Below are 16,986 nucleotides of genomic sequence, written 5' to 3' on the forward strand. Positions count from 1 at the left end.
TTTATAAAATTATCTATAAGCCTTCATATCATCAATATTTAATGTAGCAAAACTTTTCTTTATCTTACTGAATTGTTTATTAATGACCTTGAATTCATCATAGAATCCCTCGTCCCATTTTAAAACTATTTCTTGAAACAAATCATCTTCTACCTTATATATACAACTTGTATAATTACCATTTCTTCTCAAAGCACAAGGATATATGAAATTTGCACTTAATACTGCAACCAAGCCAATTGAATCTATGATTTCAAATCTATCCTCTGTAAATTCTTCTCTAATTTTATCTATATTTTCACTCATTTTAATCCCTCCACTTTTAACAGGAAGCAACATTACATCGCTCCCCTATTTTTATTTCATTCCATATGTATATTTTCTATGTTTTTATGTTATAATTTAATTAACGTTTAATATTTATAAATTTACTACATCGCCAAATGTAGTTCTTGAAGTTGCATCTACGCCAATAGATTCAGCTTCTTTTTCATTTTCTATGTTCACATTTGCCCATAACAAACCTGTTTTAATTTTACTTATAGTACAATCTTTAACTCCATATATTTCAGCAATATCCTTGTTTCTTTTTCCTTCTTTTAATAGCAGTTTTATTTTTATTACTTTTTCTTCATCTAGTATTAATTTATATTCTTTTGTAGTAACAACTGCTTTGGCTATATTACAAACTATTACACCTTCAATTTGCCTATAATGTTGCATCCATTCATTTTCTAAATCTCTTGCTTCCACATCTGTATCTATATTACTTTCTAATATTTCCAATTTAATATCTAATATAGAATTATATGCATCTTGAAATTGCTTATTAGAGTGTACGCCCCTTTTAACCTTAGATATATTACCACTCAATCTTTCATACTTACCCGAACCCACATAGATGTAATCACCTACATGTACTGCATATACTATTTGTTTACTTGTATCAATATTTTTTATCATTATTATTGCCCTCCTTGTATGGCTCTCGCCTATATTTTTAGTTATTTAGTTTATAAATTTTTACTAATCTCGCTGCACTCATTTCCTCTGGCCCGACATTCTCTATGTACATCAAACACCCATCTAAATCTGTGAATCGAATATGCCTATGTTCCTTTTGTATCCTCATGCGTTCCTTAAATGAATTGTAAGGAAAAATCTCTACTAAACTCAACATCCACACCTCCGATTAATAGCTTGATATAAGAAAAAGCCAAGTGGAAATACACTTAGCTTACTTGGCTTTCTAATTTTTTAATTTTTTTATTTCTATGAGCTATTTTTTGTCCTCTATTTCTATTCTCAGCCATATGTGCTAATTCCTTAATATCATCTATATATTTTAGAATCTTATAACATTCTGCTATGTTTAAAGAACTTTCTTTAGCTATCACATCATGTAGTTTTCGAAGTCCTTTCATAGCACTCTCACACCTTATAACTCTTGTTTTGGTATCTAAATTTATAACACAATCTATAAACTCTTTGACTAATTGTTTAACATCATCGACATTACTGTCGACAAAGGTATTCATAGTTCTTCTAATACTAAACCTTATTTTATTATAATCCTCTAAAGACATTTCACCTTTTGTATTCATAATTTCATTTACTTCATTAAGTTTTGATTCCATTTCATTAAATTTATTAATATAATCAATCTTGAATTTAAAAGCTTTTGCTCCTGTAAATCCCATAGCAAGCAAAGTAAATCCATCTTTAGTTATTAAATATTCTTTGTATTCCTTACCTCTTGAAATATATGTGCTTTTAACTAAATAATTTTCAACTTGGGAAATCCCACCCTCAAACAATTCATTAATAACACCATTGTTTTTTATATTTCCCTTTGAATCAGTTCTTCCTTCTATAGAATAAATAACCTCAGCATGTTCCTTTTCGAAATCCGTAGCTATCGTTCTACTAGTAGCATATACCTTTCCGTTTTTTGTTAATAAATTAATTTTGTTGTTCATGAAAACAACCTCCTAAAATAATTTTGAAAGCCTCTCACCTTTCTAGTCCTCTCTGTAATTCTGTAAATTATTTTAAGAGGTATCCACTCCAGTTTTTACACCTTCATCGTTTCATCTACCTCTAATTTTAATAGTACCTACTTCTCACTTCGGTACAAAATTTCTCTGTAAATATTCACTTACCTTAAAATTAAGGTAAGCTAATTCCGTTCGATTTATTTATTATCCAGTAACATCACTGGTGCAATTTTTAAAATTACCAATATATATACATATTTCACTCCGTATATTGAGGTTTAAATATATACATATTGCTAACTTAAAATTCTTTGCCTAATTTGTTATTATCACTTTCTGGGTTTATTTTGTTAATATTCTGTAAATAATTAAATCTTTAAATAAATACACTTTTATTAAGTACATTTATTTAAAGATTTATATTGACATATGAAATTATTTTATGATATACTTATATTGGTGTATTATGTTCTAAATTAATTTAACAAAATAAATTATATATTATTTTAACCAGCTCAAAGTTAAGCTGACGGTAAATACCATCCGCCACCCCTATTGCAATATTCTTTCTAAAACAGTTAAAAGTGTAGTAAATGTAAACATTATTACAATTACCAAAGTCCATATACTACTTTTTTTACTAAATTTTATTATGTCTTTTTTTATTGCTATTATTTGTCCTACATTTAAAAAGATTACTATAATAAGCAATATAGCTAAAATTATATTAATTATTAACATCATTAAACATCTCCTTCGCCATTTTTTCGTTTTGTATTAGTCCAGTTCTAACAACATGTCCTATATAATTACTACTAAAAATTAAATTGTTGTAATAGTCCTCTTCTCTGTCTACCTCGTTATCGTCTTCATCAGCAGATTCTATTAATTCAAATACTTCGATAAATGTTTTCCAATCCACAAATTCCTCTATTACATTTAATGTATCTATAATTCTTCTATTTAATAAACACATTTCTTTTTTTATAAAATCCAGTCTTATTTGATATTTATTTCTAAACAAAGTCAAATATCCTATTGCTTGAGCATCATAAGTTTTTTCCATTTGCCTATTTTCTATTTGTTTGTTATATTGGGATATTGCTAATTTATAAATACATTCCTCATTATATAATTTTTTAGCCTGCTCCTGTAAACTTCCTTTTGTATTTATTTCTATTATAGCTTCCATTATTTTATCCATTATCTTCTACCTCCAAATTTGGGTATACTTACTCTATTTAATTTAGCCAGATTTCTTTTTACACCAATTGTTATATTATTAGTTTTATCTAACTTTGAGTTGATTTCCTCTAATAATTCAATTATTCTTTTTAAGTAATTTAGCATATTACGCCACCTCATTTAATACTTTTACTTTATTATGCAATTCTATAAATACATCTTCTTTTCTGCTAAAATTATCTACAGTAACACTAAAAATATTATCTTTATGATTTGCAATAATTTTGTCACTTTGAATAGTAATTTCTACATCAATAATACTAAAATATTCCAATCTATTAATTACATAATCCTTGATATCCTCTATCTTCCAATTTGGACTAAGGACATTTAAAACATTATATAAATCTCTAACATAACTTTTATATGTAGATAATTCATTTGTAACTTTAATTGTTGTATTGTATCTCTCTACAAGCTCCATATTAATCTTATTAACTCTGTCGATGTTTTCTCTACTCAGCCATAAAGCCATAGATTTAATTTTTCTATTATTGAATGACTTATTTTTGTTTATGTAATTTTGTCTGCTATTAATTTCATTTTCATAGATGTTATTTATAATGCTTTTGCAAATATTTAATACATCTGTCTTACCTTCAATTACTCCTATTGCAAATGCCTCTTGTAAATATTCATCATCAAAAATATTAATAATTATTTCATTGTTATTTAATTCTAATTTATAAGTCCAATATTCTTCTTCCCATTCTGCATGTGTATTAATTACCGCTTCAATCTCCTGTAAATTTATTTTTAATTGCTTAGTTGTTAATTTATTCATACATTCTCCTTCGCTCTTTTAAGTGTCGCCACTATTAATTTTAGATAATAAAAAAGAACGATTAGAATTTTATATCCAACCGTTCAAAAATTTATTATACTTCCACAAAAAGTGGTGAGAAGGGGTAGAACCCCGAACACCCTATATAATCTAATAAGAGTAAATAAAAAAGACATATAATAATTTATGTATCCATATCATGTTAAATATTGTTCTTGTTATATGTATAGTTGTACCCCTGTGACATGAAAATTACCATTCGATTTATTTGAACAATTTTGTATTAATTATAAATAATAGTAATGATAAATATATAACTATAAGATTAAAATACTATATATTCGTAACATATTGTTACAGTTGTATTAACGATATGTTATGTAGCCTATCGGCTAGTCTTCACAGACGGTGACACATCTTTAATTCTTATGGCTATCGCCAACGAATGAAATCTGTGTTCGATATTTTTCATATTTTTCTTTTTCATATTTTTTTCATTTTTCATATTTTCATATTTTCATACTATCATACTATATTACATTCTATTTCTATTTTATATTAGTTGTTTCACCCACTACATTTACTATATAATCTATATAACTAGATAAAAAGTAAAACATGTGGGTGAGTTTTATATTATCTTATTTACAATTATATAACTTTTACTTATTCTCTTGCCATCAATTACTTTATCTTCTCTTTTAGTTGTACTAACAGCATAATGTAAATTTAATTGGACTCTTAATATATTTTCCAATGTAGAGGGTTTAAGTTTTTTAGTTCTGTAATCTACTCCGTCTGCAACAGTTATTAATTCTTTGATTATTAAATCTGATATTGTTTGTTGTTCATCTGAATATAATCTTTGACCTACTATACTTTCTAAATATTTTTCTAAACTTTGGATTTCATCATTCGATATTACATTTTCAATATAATTAGCCTTATCAAAACTTCCTGTTAACTCTAACCAATGTAACTGCTCCAATACAAAAGCAAATTTACCACAAGTATCAAATTCTAATATAGTGTTTTCAAATGCTTTAATATCTAACTGCAATCTTCTATTTCCTATTAAATTTAATCCCCATTCTTTAGTCATATTATCTCTATAAAATAAGTCTTGCATTTCTCCTATTTTTTTTAAATCATTATCATATTTTCTATTAAATAAGTTAATATCTGCTTTAAATAGATCAACTTCTAACTGTTTATCTGTACAATCTTTAAGTTTATTTATGAATGACTTTTTATATCTTGTAGGTATATATAAATTTACTTCTTGAGCATCATTAATATCAATTCTTTTTCTACCCAACATTTGCATAAAAGTTATTCTATCCCAAGACATTATAACTATATTAGTTAACTTATCGTCATTTAAATTTATTCCATTATCCATTGCTTTTGTTGCACATAAAATTTTGCATTCAAATTTGCTATTAGATATTATATTATTGAGTTCTTCTGTTTTGTCTCCAGCTTTTACAATAGCGCAAATATCTTCCCCGAACTCCTCTTGTATTTCTGTAGCATCTTTTAATTTTGTAACAAATATCAGCCATTTTTCATCAGTTGTATCATTTTTAATAGTTGATATAATATCTTTTATTCCTGTGAAATATTTTATATTGACATAACTATAATCTACACCAGTTGTGTATTCCCACAGTTTAGGTTGTTTCCCTAAATAACCCTCACACATATGTAATATAGGATATTTCAATTCTTCCATAGTTGCACTTATGAGTATTTTAATAGAATTACGATTTTTACTCATTATTAATTTATTAAATGCAATTCTCACTTTAGCATTAAATCCACCATCTGCTAACAAGTAATGACATTCATCCATTATAATATAATCATACTCACTAGTTTGATAGTATTTGCTTAGTTTATAATCCTTATCTAATTCGCCATTCTGAATAGCATGATAAGAAGTAATTGTTATATCTCCTATTTCTGTTATTTTATCTAAGGTATCAACATCTAATATCTTGTTATTCTTATATAATATGTATTCACCTTTTTCACTCTTAAGGTATGGAATAGGTCTATTTAACTGTTCTAATAAGTCTACTTTTAATTGTCTTTTTAAATTAGTTCTGTTGCATATGTACAATAATCTTTCATGGTCTTTCATATGAGGAATTAAAACTTTCTTTATGAAATATGTTTTTCCTGTTCCAGTTTGTGCTTGAATTTTTACTATATCACCTTTTCGCCATTTCTTATAATCTTCTCCAATTTCATCAATAACCCATTTTAATTTTAATTTATTCATAATTAGAACACCATCCTCTTAATTTATTATCATAACTTAAATTGCTTTATTTGGGTTTTTATTAAACTTATCTCTTAATAATGTAATTCCTGTTATAGCTTTTCTAAATTCTAATGTATCTTCAAAGCTATATATTTTTTCGTCATTTTCTTTGTCGAATATAAAATATCTAAATCCTATGTAACTTAGTGAATTTGCTAAATATAATTTTTTAACCTCATAATACTTTTTATTTTCCATGTTATTGCCACCTTTCATAATTTTCTAATCTCTGTTAACTCCATAATCTTTTAATTAAATCCGTTTGTAATTTTTACATTGTTTTTCCACAAAACGTGGGCATAAGGGGTAGAACCCCGTTGCCCTTATAAGTCTATACATACTCCAAAATTATTTTTAGTTATATGCTTACTACCATCCGTCTTTAGCATAAATCCTTTAACTTTTACATTTGTTTTGCCTTCTATTTTCTTTTTAAATTCTGGAAATGTTTCTAATTTGGTTATATCTAAATCATAGTAGCCGTTTTCAGCTAATCCATTTTCTATATTTTCTATTAACCGTGTATCTGCACTTTTAAATCTAACTTCCGCTGCTAACTTATATCTAACTAGATCATTAGTTTTTAATTTCTGAATAACTGCATCTGATAAATTTACAGGCTTTTCTTCTCTCTTATAAGTATCATACATATATTCAATTTTACCTTCAGAATCTTTTATGTATTTATACTTAATGCTTGGGTTTATTTGGTCTACTGCAATTAATGCACACATAAAAAAGTTAATTATAAATCTTTCTGTAAGTTTTTCTATCTTACTTAAAGCTATTGCAACACTATAAATGTCGTTATTTTCTATTATTGTATTGGCTTTTAATAAGAATTCTGCATCTGTTTTATCAAGTGCCTTGTAGTAATTATATTTATTAATTTTATATCCTTGCTGAATATCTTTTAAATCTTTTTGCCACTGTATATCTTCCCATTTACTCGAAATATTTTCCTTATCTAAATGATGTATTGCAGTTTTAGTCTTAATTCCTTTATCAGCTTTAACCCTATCACTTTGTATTTTATTAATTTCTATTAAATAATCATCATACATTTCAGTTGTTTCTTCCCAAGATTTTATAGCATTTTCTTTTGTATATAATGTATTTACTAGTTGCTTTTGTAATTCTTCACCCTTGTCACTAAAACCTTTCTTTCTCTTAGCAATAACATTTAATAGTTCTTCCTGTACTCTATCTCCAAAATTATCCAGTGTAGAATTTAAAGAATACTCATATTTTGTTGTATCAACATCCTCTAATCTTTTAGCATATTGCAAGAAATTTGCTTTTCTTTTATATTTATCTTTTATAACCCTTGTATAAGCTTTAACGTCTATACAATTCATAGTTTTAGGGCTATCTATAACTAAGCTACTAACATATAAAAGAGAATATATATCCTTCTCATTCTCATAGAAATTTCGCTTTATTTTTTCTCTTAATATTTCATTGTCAAGATTATTGCTATAATCTAATATTCCTTTTTCTATTAATTCAACTCTTATAAATTCTTTAATTATTTCAAACTGTTCATCTTCTGTTTTATCTTTAATTTCAATTTTTTCACATTTTATTATTTTATTTTTTATTTGTTCCCAATTCCAAAATTTACCACTCTTACTATAGAATGTTGGTAGTAATTGGTTATTATTGTTAACACTGGCACCCATTATAGCTACCTGACCTATTAGGTTTCCAGAAGGTGTGTATGTAGCTAGAAATCTCCCCTCAGCATTAAATTTACATCTCTCTTTTTTACCATCTTGTTCAGATATAAAATACTTGCAATCAGCAGGTACAATTACAGCATTTCTAACTATAGAATTATCTACCATAGTAGTAGAGTCCCCATCTTTATCTGCCGATCCCATAAGGCCTAAAATATCTGACTTATCGTTAAAATATACAATTTCCTCACTTCTACACAACCAATTATCTAGAAAAGCATTTCTCTTAAACATTACATTATGTATTTCTGAATAAGCCATGCATGGATTTCTGAATATAGTACGTGTTTCTCCATTTTGAATAGCACTACAATAAAACTCTTCTGCATTAAGTCCATTCTCTCCCTGTTCCCTTGTCATTGCATAGTTTAAGTAACTAATTGGGTCTATTGCTATGTAATTATAAGTAGCTTTTAATGTAATTCTACCCTGTGCCATATCTCTTATTTTCTTCTCTATTAGTTTTGCTAGGTTCTTTTTAACGTAACTTAGCTTCACATTTTCTCGATTTATGTTTATTAATACATTGCTCTTATCTACCACATTTGTAATTTCTTTTAAATCTTCTATGTCATTTTCACTTTCTGCACATTGGTTATAAAATAGGTTTATGTAATCTACATTTATTTTAAATTCATTTTCAGCAGTTCCTTTTTCAAAAGGTTTTAATATTTTCTTAAATAGTTTAAAGTCCTGTTCAGCTAAAGTGTTATATTCGTTTGTAGTAACTGCTAACCCCTGCATTAGCTGATAATTCATTCTTCTATATTGCTTTATATCTTCATTCTTCTTGTTTACTTTAGTTATGTATAATTTATTTAATAATTTGTATATATCCATATGTTTTTCATTGTTACATTTTTCTAATAATGAATTGTATTCTTTCATGCCATAATATTCTTTGCCTTCTTCTTTTTTAAAGAAATCTGCCAATTTAACCATACTCTCATTAAGTAAAATCGTGTTATCTGTAACTACGTTCCATTGCTTATACATATCTAATAATTCAAAATGTCCATCTACTTTTCTACAATAATCTGTGTCGCCTATTTGGGCGTGTGCAATATCTAAATAAGCTATTATATTAAATCTAGTAACCATACCTTTAATAGCTATTCCAAAACCTCTTATAATTGCAAAATCAATATCGTCTCGTCCTAAGGTACGACCTATAGAATCCATAACTTTATGTGTCGCAATTCCACCGCCGTCAAATATATCTAATTTACCATCAAATTTATAATCCACTAAATCGTAATCTACCCCAGTTTTTTCTTTACCACCTTCTGTTGTATATGTAACATCTTTAGGCTCTACAGTCTTATATGTTCTTTTCCATTCTAGTTGTGCCTGAGGTAATATTATAATATTAGGCATATCAATTTCTGTAATCAACTCCGAAGTTGCAAGCGAAAACCTTGATAATATTTTCTTGTTTACGTACATATCTTTAGTTTTATCCACCTTAGAAAATTTACCTAAACTTATAATATCTTCAAACCATCCTGCAAAATCTTCAATTTCTGTATTTATAAATATGACTTCACATTTAGATTTTGAATTCTTATCCTCTTGTTTCATTCCACCGACTGTAGCAAACCATGCTTTGTATAATCTTCCTTCCCATGTTATTCCGTTATTCCATTGTTCTTTAGCTTCATTTTCTGTATAAGGTAACATTACTTTTATAAATTCCGTAACCTGTTCATCATCTTCAAATTCACTTTTTCTATAAGTTTCTAATGACTTTATTAAGAAGTTATATGTTCCCACCTTTACAATATTTTCTTCAGTTAAATTGTAAACCTCACTATTTTTAATATTTGATTGATTAATTTTTAATATTTTAATTTGTTTCACATTAATCCCATCCTTTCATAATTGATTATTTTATAATTGATTTTCCACAAAACGTGGTGCGAAGGCTTGGAAAGCCGAACACCTTATAAGATTATTTTATATATCCAACGGATTCTCCATCGCGAGTAAATAAAATTTTTATTTTAAATTTGAATAAATCTATTGATTAATGTCCAGAATAGAGATATACTATTGTCATAAGTTATTTAGATTATATATCTCTACTAGTAAAGTTAGTGTTTATTTGATTTTCAAGGAACATATTTCAATGTAATATAAAATTCGTCGTTTATAACAGAGGGTTTATTTCCCCTGTATTTGTGTTTGTCTTATACATATTTTAATTATAGTACCACAACCCTATTTTGTCAATGATTCCTAGAATCGTGACGTTTTTTTACTTTTTTGGACTAAAATATATTAACTTTTACAACTCGGTTAATGCGACTCGTGTTAAACAATGAGATGCATTTCTACCCTACTGGGTGTTTCGCCGACTCAGGTATATCTAAAAACATTTCTAATTCTTCTGGAAAAACAGGTCTATTTTTCAGCTTTAAATCTTCCATGATCTCGTCATCAAATTCATAGTTGTACTCATATAACCCGACCAGAGCCTCTATTATATCCATTTTCTTACTTATATATATTCTCTGTTCTTCGCTAAGATTTGTATTGGAAAATGCCTTTCTTAAGTATTGATAATATTCATTTACTTTTTGATGTTTTATTTTAATTATATTAATCACTCCTCTTAATTTATATGGATGGAATTAATGACCTGGAGGATCAATACTACAAACATCTGTCTGTGTTGCTTTTCCTACAGTAAAACCTCCAGACACATTTGTTGCAATTACTGTACTAATCGTTAGTGCAACTACTCCTGCCAAAATTATTCTCTTTTTCTTTTTTAAAATCTTCATATTTGAAGACCTCCTCAATAAATATTCTATGCCAGAGTTTAGCTGGCACGCTATCTATTAAGTTACTTTACAACATACTATCTAGTTCAGATTTTAATGTTATTAATATTTCCTCTTTTTCCGTATCTCCTATATTAAATAGCATTATCTTAAATTTAGTATTTTTATAAGTTTCAATGCATCTTTGCATTTCTGGAATATCTTTTAACATTTTAGCTTTATTGAATATAGATAATATTTTATATCTTTCTTCACCTATCTTGTCATAAAATTCGATACATTCCTCAAACATCTTAATTCCTTCCGGTATAAATTTATCAGTTAATTCCATACATATACTTCCAATCATCCAACAAGTGTAAGCATAATCACTATTTTTTGTTTTGCTAAACATTAAAGATTCTTTAGCCACATTATAAGCTTCATGAATATATCCATTCTTCTTTTTTGCAAGTGCTATGTGGAAATTTACCCACTCTAATTCTATGTCCATTTCTGGACTTTGAGTAATACTAACCATTTCATACAGGTTTTTTAAATATTCCTCTGCTAATTGCTCCATTAATTTATAATCCTCTTGACATTTAGCCATTCTTATTTCCATTCTTTTTTGTTCGTAAACTTGATACATTTTTAAACATCCCCAACTATTCTTAATTCCTAACTGTTGAAGTAATACTTTTTGAACCTCCTGCATCTTCTCTAGGTTTATAAATCCTATCTTAAATAAAATGTCATTCTTGTTAATTGTTTGAATTTGATTACTAAGTAATTTAGATTCGTGTAATAATCCGCACTCCATACCTATTATTACATTGTTATGACTGTCTGTATTAATAGTGGAGGTAAGTGGTATTATATTAATTAGATTGCTAAATTTATTATTATCTTGACAACTTATAACTAAAATAGGATGTTTTCCTTTTAACAAATCTCCTTTTCCTTCTAGTTCTGCCATAAAAATATCTGCTCTTCTAACTATTAATTTTCCCACTTAATTTCTACCACCTTTAAAATTGTTTTTTTGAGGTAGCAAGCAATGCCACCTCGTATATATTATTACTATTTTTTAACTTATTTTCCTGTATCCAATGAAGCAACTTAACCTTTCTGTCGTAGATAATTCTTCTCCACATTCTTCTGCTATTGCTTGCTCTATTTCTAACATGTCTAACCATTCGTAGGTGCCTTCTTGCACACAAATTAGCCCTGTCCAATGTTCTTCTGTCTGTCCTGTCCACTCTTCTACATCTCTTATTGAGGCTAAGTCTACACTATATACCGTAGTTGAAAAATCTTTACATAATTCTAATATTTCATTTTCTGAACCTACTCCATATGTTCCCCCACACAGACCAAAATTAAATATATTCTGAACCCCATTTGCACCAGTTTTAGTTGTTAAATTTTTATTACACATTTTAATATTCCCCCTAAATTTTATTTAATTTTCTAAGAGCATTTTAATCTATCCAATACATTTTTCTATGTCTTTTTAATCCACTTATACTAGGTTCTAAGCCTTTATTCTTACATGCTGTTATATAATCCATAACTATATAAACGCTCATTCTGTGACCTCCTATGCTTGTACTATAGAAGGATTTAATGTTATAATCTAAGTGCGAGTTAGGACTTAACATTATCCTTCGGGTGTGTTGGGTTCTTTTTTTATTTAATAGAATTATTAAATCTTTTATCATAATTAAATGTAAAACCTATACTTGTTACACTATCATCTTTGACCCTTATAAAGTAATTACTATCATCTAGATTTTCTATTACATTTAGAGCTACTTTTAACATTTCAATATTTTGCATAGCCATTTTATTATTTCTACCACTTTTCAATATGGTTCCTTCTTGTAGCTTTGTTTCAAATTCTAATTCTTTAATATATTCTTTTAATTTTTCATTTCTAATATCATTTGCCCATTTTACTTGTTTTTCTGAGCCTTTTAGTTCTACCATCACTTTCTCCCCCATTATTTGCTTTTTTAAACTTCGTAAACCTTTCCTTCTACATTGTCCTTATCCCCATTTATATGAGGTTTAATCCATACTTTTTTACCACTCTTGTATTCTCTCCAATGCCCTCTAACTGTCCAACCTAATGTGTGTCTTTCATATTCTCTTTTCTCTTCTTCCGTAGGAGGTTGTATATGATCTGTATTTAATGTAATTATTGTTTGTTTAATTAATTTAGTTTTAGGTTTTTTACCAGCTCTTTTATCCTTTTTAGATTGAATTTTATGTGTGTGAGTTTTAGTTTGTCTTATAACTTGTTCTTGGTTGAGTTGAGAATATATCAATATTGAAAAAAAATTACATAAAGTAATGTTAATTTCTTCCAAATGCTCATCTGAACTTATTGAATGACTAAGATAAAATTCACTTAATGATATATCTGTATCTTCTAAATCTGTTATAAATATTTTATCTTGAATCATTTTTATGCCATTTTTTAAAGTTATTATAGGTTTCGTTACCCCAATAGTAGGCTTAATTACTCTTACTATAGAGTTATATGCATAATTAGAAAATCTCAATTTTTCATTTACAAACTCAAAGTATATAATGAAGTATATATTATTACTTACATTTCTTTTTATTAGTCCTTTATTAAATATAATATTAATTAAATTCACATTTCTATTTATTAAGTCATTATTTTTTAAACACCAATTTTTTATTTTATCTAATTCATCCTCTGTAACTTCAATCACATCTAACTTATCTAAATCACCTAATGTTAACTCTTTCAATTCTACCACCCCCTTCAATTTATTTAAGGTCGCTACCCTCAGTGGATTATTTTTATATAAGCTATAAGTTCCAACTATAGAAAACTTTGTTTTGATTGTGTTTGTTTTCCATAATTTAATAATACACCTAGACATACAGTATGTCAACATATATTTCAAAATATTTCTAAATTTATTTGCACACATACATCATCTTGACGTATACTATATCTAGGAGGTGTTTCTGTGATTAAAGTTAAAATAAATGATATATTAGAAGAGAAAAAGATAAGCGTATATGCCCTTAGTAAAAATATAGGTATAAGCCAACATAATCTTTCTAAGTTAATTAAGGGCGAAACTAATAGTATTAGGTTTGACACATTAGAAAAAATCGCTGATGAATTACAGTGTGATATATGTGATATATTAAAAATAGTTAAAGACTAGAAATTAATCTAGTCTTTTTGTTTATTAATAATATATTATTTTTGTTAGATCTTCAGATATTAAAATTTTATTATTCTCTAAAAATTCATCATAACTTAAATCAAATACATTTATAATATTTTTATTAATATTATGTATGAAAAATTTATTTCCAATTCCAGTTACTTCCTGAATATCCTTAACTACTTTTTTAAGTTTTTCTTTAAATTTCGATTCTATTGTCTTAGTTAATTGTTCAAATTTTTCATCTGAAATTTCTTCAATTTCATAAATAGAATCCAATACAGCACCTGCTCCTTTTGCAATACCTTGTATGTGAATTAATTTATAAGTAAACTCTTTTGAATTTTCATTTAATTCAATACTTTTTATTGTATCAACTATTGTACATTTTTTAACGAAACTTCCTACCATTACATTTCTCTCCTGTCTGCTTTTTTAGTCACTATTTATTCTATTTTAACCTTTTTAATTTCTCCATTTTCTAGTGTTACAATTTTATATAAACCAATTTTTGATTTTATTTCCTCTCTATCAATTATGTTTACAAATATATCTATTTCATTTTCTAACACTCTCAAAACATTATAACCACTATATTCACATATCAATATCTCGTTTTTCATAGTTATGTGTATTTGTGTAAATGGTACGAGTACAGCACTTAGTCCTTCAAATTTATCAGTTTCACATAAAATATTGTTTTGATTGTCTTCCTCTATAAATCGTATTTTCATTTATAATTCCACCTCATCATTAGTTATTATTCTGCTATTTTTTGTTCTTGTGTATCTGATTTCTCTTCATATTCCCTAATTTTTTCTTTTATTTCATCAATTTTATATTTGGCATTTAAAAGATTCACTTTACTGCTAACATCATTAAATTTTTTTTGATTTAAACAATTTAGTATTTCTATTATCGCATCTAATTTTCTTAAAGCATGTGCATAATCCCTTTTATCAGTTCCTTGATGTAGTTTACTTAAAACTTTAGTAGCTTTACCTAAATGTATCCTAATATCTAACATATCTTCTATTAGTATATCTTCGGGAACTAATATTACCCTATCCATCATTTTATCACTCCTATATCTTTTGTTTTTTGTCTAAACATAGTATAAATTAAAAACGTATTTTTGTCAATTTAAACGCATTCACCTCCTTCTTGCTTCATTTTACTCCATTTTTCATTTGCCACGTTTAATAAATACTCTTAATACTATTAAGTTAATCAAAAAAATCCATCATTTGGGCACTTTTTATTGATAATGTTGGATTATATTATCTTTAGACCATACAAAATCATACTTCCAATCTTAATTTAACTAAAAAACTTCTTATTATTTACAATTATTAACAATATTTATTATAATTTATAGTTTTTATTTGAATTTTTGTTATAATATACTAATTAAATTACATATGTATTTAATAATTGTTTGTGATTGCCTTAAATTTGAACCATTTTATAATTGTTTTAATAGATACAGTGTATAAAATTTTTAAAATAGTGTATAATTTAAATACTTCATTTTTATTTAAATAACTAAAGAAAAGAAAACAATACTGCACTGGGATCCCCCTAGGTGCAGTATTGTTATTTTTATTGATAATCTAAAATCTAAATTTTATCTCATATATCTTATCAGCTCCATTATTACACTCTGCCACTTATGCACTAGAATATCATTACAATTTTTAATGTTTCCAGTCTTTAATATAAATACCTATACAATCGATCAATTCATCTCCATATTTATCAAAAGCTTTTCCAATAATATAATCCAAATCTTTTTCTTTCAGCTCCCTTAATGTCTCTGAAAAACAATCACTTCCATTTATAGAATTTGTATATAAATAGTATCTTTTTTCATTCATGTCTTGTATATATTTAGGATCAGCTCTATCCTCTAAACTTCTTTCAATAAAAGCAACTGATACATAGTTATTTATATCGAGCTTATACAATTTGCATATACCCATTAATCTTCCAACAGGTATTCTCATCATCATTTTGCTATCAGAATAAGCATAAATTTCTTGCTTTAAAACTTCAATGTAACCTTCAACTTCTTCGATACTGCCTTGTCCACTTTTTAATTTGTCTAAATCTATCATGATATCCCCCCATATTTCAAATTAAATTATAAGATTATATTACTATATTACCAAATTATTAACAATGCTAATAATATATTGCTTTTCTACACTCCTCATTTTATTTAACTCTTATTTAAATTTTAACCTTTTCTAAAATATTCACAAACCCATGGCCTTGGTCATGAAATATCACTTCTGTGCATCTCTGTCACTTAAATGAACAACTATAAGGAAATCATATTACATTTGATTTTAAATGGACTTTAGCGATATTTGAGTTAAACCCCTTTGTTTTCAACGTTTTATTATTTAGATTTAATTTAAGAATTTACTTGACACTACGAACTTGAACTTCTAATATTTGGGAATGTTAAGCACGACGTAGTTACCCTAAAAAATTAGGATAACGTAATATTTGGTTGATGTTGAAGTCTCTCGAAAGCCTATTTGTTATAATACTTTTATATGTACTCTATTCCCATACATACTCATAAACTGCTTGTCCATGATTATATTACACCCTTGTCTTGCGACTAATAGCGAACCACCCTAAGTAATATTTAAACAGGACACTTATACCCTGCTAAGGTCGTAGAACACAAATAGGCTCAAGCATTACAACTCCCACTGTACTTTATAGCATCGGACACAGTTATCCTACTCTAATTATTTAGACTTGCTAGAGTGCCTACACAAGTAACCTATACCTTAAATTTTGGCATAGGAAATAAACCTTGCAAAACCTTATTTTCTTTGATAAACTTTATATGAGGGTAAATAGGTTTTAACAAGAATCTATTAATTTATATT

21 protein-coding genes are annotated in these 16,986 nt (G+C 26.9%); 1 reads left to right on the forward strand and 20 read right to left on the reverse strand.

Annotation, left to right across the window (positions count from 1 at the left end):
- Window positions 1–9: 9 nt before the first annotated feature.
- The 16 genes from G9F70_RS14760 to G9F70_RS14835 all read right to left on the reverse strand — a co-directional run bounded on the left by G9F70_RS14760 (window position 10) and on the right by G9F70_RS14835 (window position 13,645).
- A complete protein-coding gene (locus tag G9F70_RS14760; protein ID WP_164943701.1) occupies window positions 10–306 on the reverse strand; it encodes a hypothetical protein in 297 nt (98 codons plus the stop codon).
- Window positions 307–420: 114 nt separating this feature from the next.
- Complete coding sequence (locus tag G9F70_RS14765) at window positions 421–963, reverse strand: hypothetical protein (RefSeq protein WP_164943702.1); 543 nt, start codon at window positions 961–963, stop codon at window positions 421–423.
- Window positions 964–1,232: 269 nt separating this feature from the next.
- On the reverse strand, window positions 1,233–1,979 hold the full coding sequence (locus G9F70_RS14770; RefSeq protein WP_164943703.1) for a Rha family transcriptional regulator: 747 nt from the start codon (window positions 1,977–1,979) through the stop codon (window positions 1,233–1,235).
- Window positions 1,980–2,549: 570 nt separating this feature from the next.
- Window positions 2,550–2,741, reverse strand: coding sequence for a hypothetical protein (locus tag G9F70_RS14775; protein ID WP_164943704.1), 192 nt, complete (start codon window positions 2,739–2,741; stop codon window positions 2,550–2,552).
- On the reverse strand, window positions 2,725–3,201 hold the full coding sequence (locus G9F70_RS14780; protein WP_164943705.1) for a hypothetical protein: 477 nt from the start codon (window positions 3,199–3,201) through the stop codon (window positions 2,725–2,727). Before G9F70_RS14780 ends, G9F70_RS14775 begins: the two co-directional genes overlap by 17 nt.
- Window positions 3,201–3,347 (reverse strand): hypothetical protein, encoded by a 147-nt coding sequence (locus G9F70_RS14785; RefSeq protein WP_164943706.1) that lies wholly within the window; start codon window positions 3,345–3,347, stop codon window positions 3,201–3,203. Before G9F70_RS14785 ends, G9F70_RS14780 begins: the two co-directional genes overlap by 1 nt.
- A gap of 1 nt (window position 3,348) precedes the next feature.
- Window positions 3,349–4,026, reverse strand: a complete 678-nt coding sequence (locus G9F70_RS14790) for a hypothetical protein (RefSeq protein WP_164943707.1) — start codon at window positions 4,024–4,026, stop codon at window positions 3,349–3,351.
- A gap of 631 nt (window positions 4,027–4,657) precedes the next feature.
- Entirely contained in the window at window positions 4,658–6,313 is a 1,656-nt protein-coding gene (locus G9F70_RS14795; protein WP_164943708.1) for a DEAD/DEAH box helicase family protein, read from the reverse strand.
- A 36-nt stretch (window positions 6,314–6,349) separates the two neighbouring features.
- The gene (locus G9F70_RS14800) at window positions 6,350–6,553 is read right to left on the reverse strand and encodes a DUF5659 domain-containing protein (RefSeq protein WP_164943709.1); all 204 of its coding nucleotides are present in this window, start codon (window positions 6,551–6,553) and stop codon (window positions 6,350–6,352) included.
- Window positions 6,554–6,678: 125 nt separating this feature from the next.
- A complete protein-coding gene (locus tag G9F70_RS14805) occupies window positions 6,679–9,954 on the reverse strand; it encodes a hypothetical protein (RefSeq protein WP_164943710.1) in 3,276 nt (1,091 codons plus the stop codon).
- Between the two features lie 473 nt (window positions 9,955–10,427).
- Window positions 10,428–10,703, reverse strand: a complete 276-nt coding sequence (locus G9F70_RS14810) for a hypothetical protein (RefSeq protein ID WP_224617593.1) — start codon at window positions 10,701–10,703, stop codon at window positions 10,428–10,430.
- Window positions 10,704–10,727: 24 nt separating this feature from the next.
- A complete protein-coding gene (locus G9F70_RS14815; protein WP_164943711.1) occupies window positions 10,728–10,880 on the reverse strand; it encodes a hypothetical protein in 153 nt (50 codons plus the stop codon).
- Window positions 10,881–10,947: 67 nt separating this feature from the next.
- The gene (locus G9F70_RS14820; protein WP_164943712.1) at window positions 10,948–11,874 is read right to left on the reverse strand and encodes a type II toxin-antitoxin system PemK/MazF family toxin; all 927 of its coding nucleotides are present in this window, start codon (window positions 11,872–11,874) and stop codon (window positions 10,948–10,950) included.
- Between the two features lie 75 nt (window positions 11,875–11,949).
- Window positions 11,950–12,300 (reverse strand): hypothetical protein, encoded by a 351-nt coding sequence (locus tag G9F70_RS14825; protein ID WP_164943713.1) that lies wholly within the window; start codon window positions 12,298–12,300, stop codon window positions 11,950–11,952.
- A gap of 251 nt (window positions 12,301–12,551) precedes the next feature.
- A complete protein-coding gene (locus tag G9F70_RS14830) occupies window positions 12,552–12,851 on the reverse strand; it encodes a hypothetical protein (RefSeq protein ID WP_164943714.1) in 300 nt (99 codons plus the stop codon).
- A 26-nt stretch (window positions 12,852–12,877) separates the two neighbouring features.
- Window positions 12,878–13,645, reverse strand: coding sequence for a hypothetical protein (locus G9F70_RS14835; RefSeq protein WP_164943715.1), 768 nt, complete (start codon window positions 13,643–13,645; stop codon window positions 12,878–12,880).
- Between the two features lie 225 nt (window positions 13,646–13,870).
- Between G9F70_RS14835 and G9F70_RS14840 the strand changes: the two genes are divergently transcribed.
- A complete protein-coding gene (locus G9F70_RS14840; RefSeq protein ID WP_164943716.1) occupies window positions 13,871–14,074 on the forward strand; it encodes a helix-turn-helix domain-containing protein in 204 nt (67 codons plus the stop codon).
- Between the two features lie 24 nt (window positions 14,075–14,098).
- Here the strand turns inward: G9F70_RS14840 and G9F70_RS14845 are convergent, their stop codons facing one another.
- From G9F70_RS14845 to G9F70_RS14860, 4 genes are all read right to left on the reverse strand, one after another.
- Window positions 14,099–14,488, reverse strand: a complete 390-nt coding sequence (locus G9F70_RS14845; RefSeq protein ID WP_164943717.1) for a hypothetical protein — start codon at window positions 14,486–14,488, stop codon at window positions 14,099–14,101.
- A 35-nt stretch (window positions 14,489–14,523) separates the two neighbouring features.
- Window positions 14,524–14,811 carry a hypothetical protein gene (locus G9F70_RS14850; protein ID WP_164943718.1) on the reverse strand — a complete coding sequence of 96 codons (288 nt, stop codon included), beginning with the start codon at window positions 14,809–14,811 and terminating at the stop codon, window positions 14,524–14,526.
- A 26-nt stretch (window positions 14,812–14,837) separates the two neighbouring features.
- Entirely contained in the window at window positions 14,838–15,152 is a 315-nt protein-coding gene (locus G9F70_RS14855; RefSeq protein ID WP_164943719.1) for a hypothetical protein, read from the reverse strand.
- 622 nt (window positions 15,153–15,774) lie between these two features.
- The gene (locus G9F70_RS14860; RefSeq protein WP_164943720.1) at window positions 15,775–16,194 is read right to left on the reverse strand and encodes a hypothetical protein; all 420 of its coding nucleotides are present in this window, start codon (window positions 16,192–16,194) and stop codon (window positions 15,775–15,777) included.
- Between the last annotated feature and the right edge of the window lie 792 nt (window positions 16,195–16,986).

The sequence above is a fragment of the Clostridium sp. FP1 genome (assembly GCF_011065975.2).
In the GTDB taxonomy this organism is placed as follows: Bacteria; Bacillota; Clostridia; order Clostridiales; family Clostridiaceae; genus Clostridium_AD; species Clostridium_AD tagluense.

Excerpts from the sequence above, each read along its gene's own strand:
- G9F70_RS14760 (WP_164943701.1), bottom strand. The coding sequence starts at position 306 with ATGAGTGAAAATATAGATAAAATTAGAGAAGAATTTACAGAGGATAGA.
- G9F70_RS14765 (WP_164943702.1), bottom strand. The coding sequence starts at position 963 with ATGATAAAAAATATTGATACAAGTAAACAAATAGTATATGCAGTACAT.
- G9F70_RS14770 (WP_164943703.1), bottom strand. The coding sequence starts at position 1,979 with ATGAACAACAAAATTAATTTATTAACAAAAAACGGAAAGGTATATGCT.
- G9F70_RS14775 (WP_164943704.1), bottom strand. The coding sequence starts at position 2,741 with ATGATGTTAATAATTAATATAATTTTAGCTATATTGCTTATTATAGTA.
- G9F70_RS14780 (WP_164943705.1), bottom strand. The coding sequence starts at position 3,201 with ATGGATAAAATAATGGAAGCTATAATAGAAATAAATACAAAAGGAAGT.
- G9F70_RS14785 (WP_164943706.1), bottom strand. The coding sequence starts at position 3,347 with ATGCTAAATTACTTAAAAAGAATAATTGAATTATTAGAGGAAATCAAC.
- G9F70_RS14790 (WP_164943707.1), bottom strand. The coding sequence starts at position 4,026 with ATGAATAAATTAACAACTAAGCAATTAAAAATAAATTTACAGGAGATT.
- G9F70_RS14795 (WP_164943708.1), bottom strand. The coding sequence starts at position 6,313 with ATGAATAAATTAAAATTAAAATGGGTTATTGATGAAATTGGAGAAGAT.
- G9F70_RS14800 (WP_164943709.1), bottom strand. The coding sequence starts at position 6,553 with ATGGAAAATAAAAAGTATTATGAGGTTAAAAAATTATATTTAGCAAAT.
- G9F70_RS14815 (WP_164943711.1), bottom strand. The coding sequence starts at position 10,880 with ATGAAGATTTTAAAAAAGAAAAAGAGAATAATTTTGGCAGGAGTAGTT.
- G9F70_RS14825 (WP_164943713.1), bottom strand. The coding sequence starts at position 12,300 with ATGTGTAATAAAAATTTAACAACTAAAACTGGTGCAAATGGGGTTCAG.
- G9F70_RS14830 (WP_164943714.1), bottom strand. The coding sequence starts at position 12,851 with ATGGTAGAACTAAAAGGCTCAGAAAAACAAGTAAAATGGGCAAATGAT.
- G9F70_RS14845 (WP_164943717.1), bottom strand. The coding sequence starts at position 14,488 with ATGGTAGGAAGTTTCGTTAAAAAATGTACAATAGTTGATACAATAAAA.
- G9F70_RS14850 (WP_164943718.1), bottom strand. The coding sequence starts at position 14,811 with ATGAAAATACGATTTATAGAGGAAGACAATCAAAACAATATTTTATGT.
- G9F70_RS14855 (WP_164943719.1), bottom strand. The coding sequence starts at position 15,152 with ATGATGGATAGGGTAATATTAGTTCCCGAAGATATACTAATAGAAGAT.
- G9F70_RS14860 (WP_164943720.1), bottom strand. The coding sequence starts at position 16,194 with ATGATAGATTTAGACAAATTAAAAAGTGGACAAGGCAGTATCGAAGAA.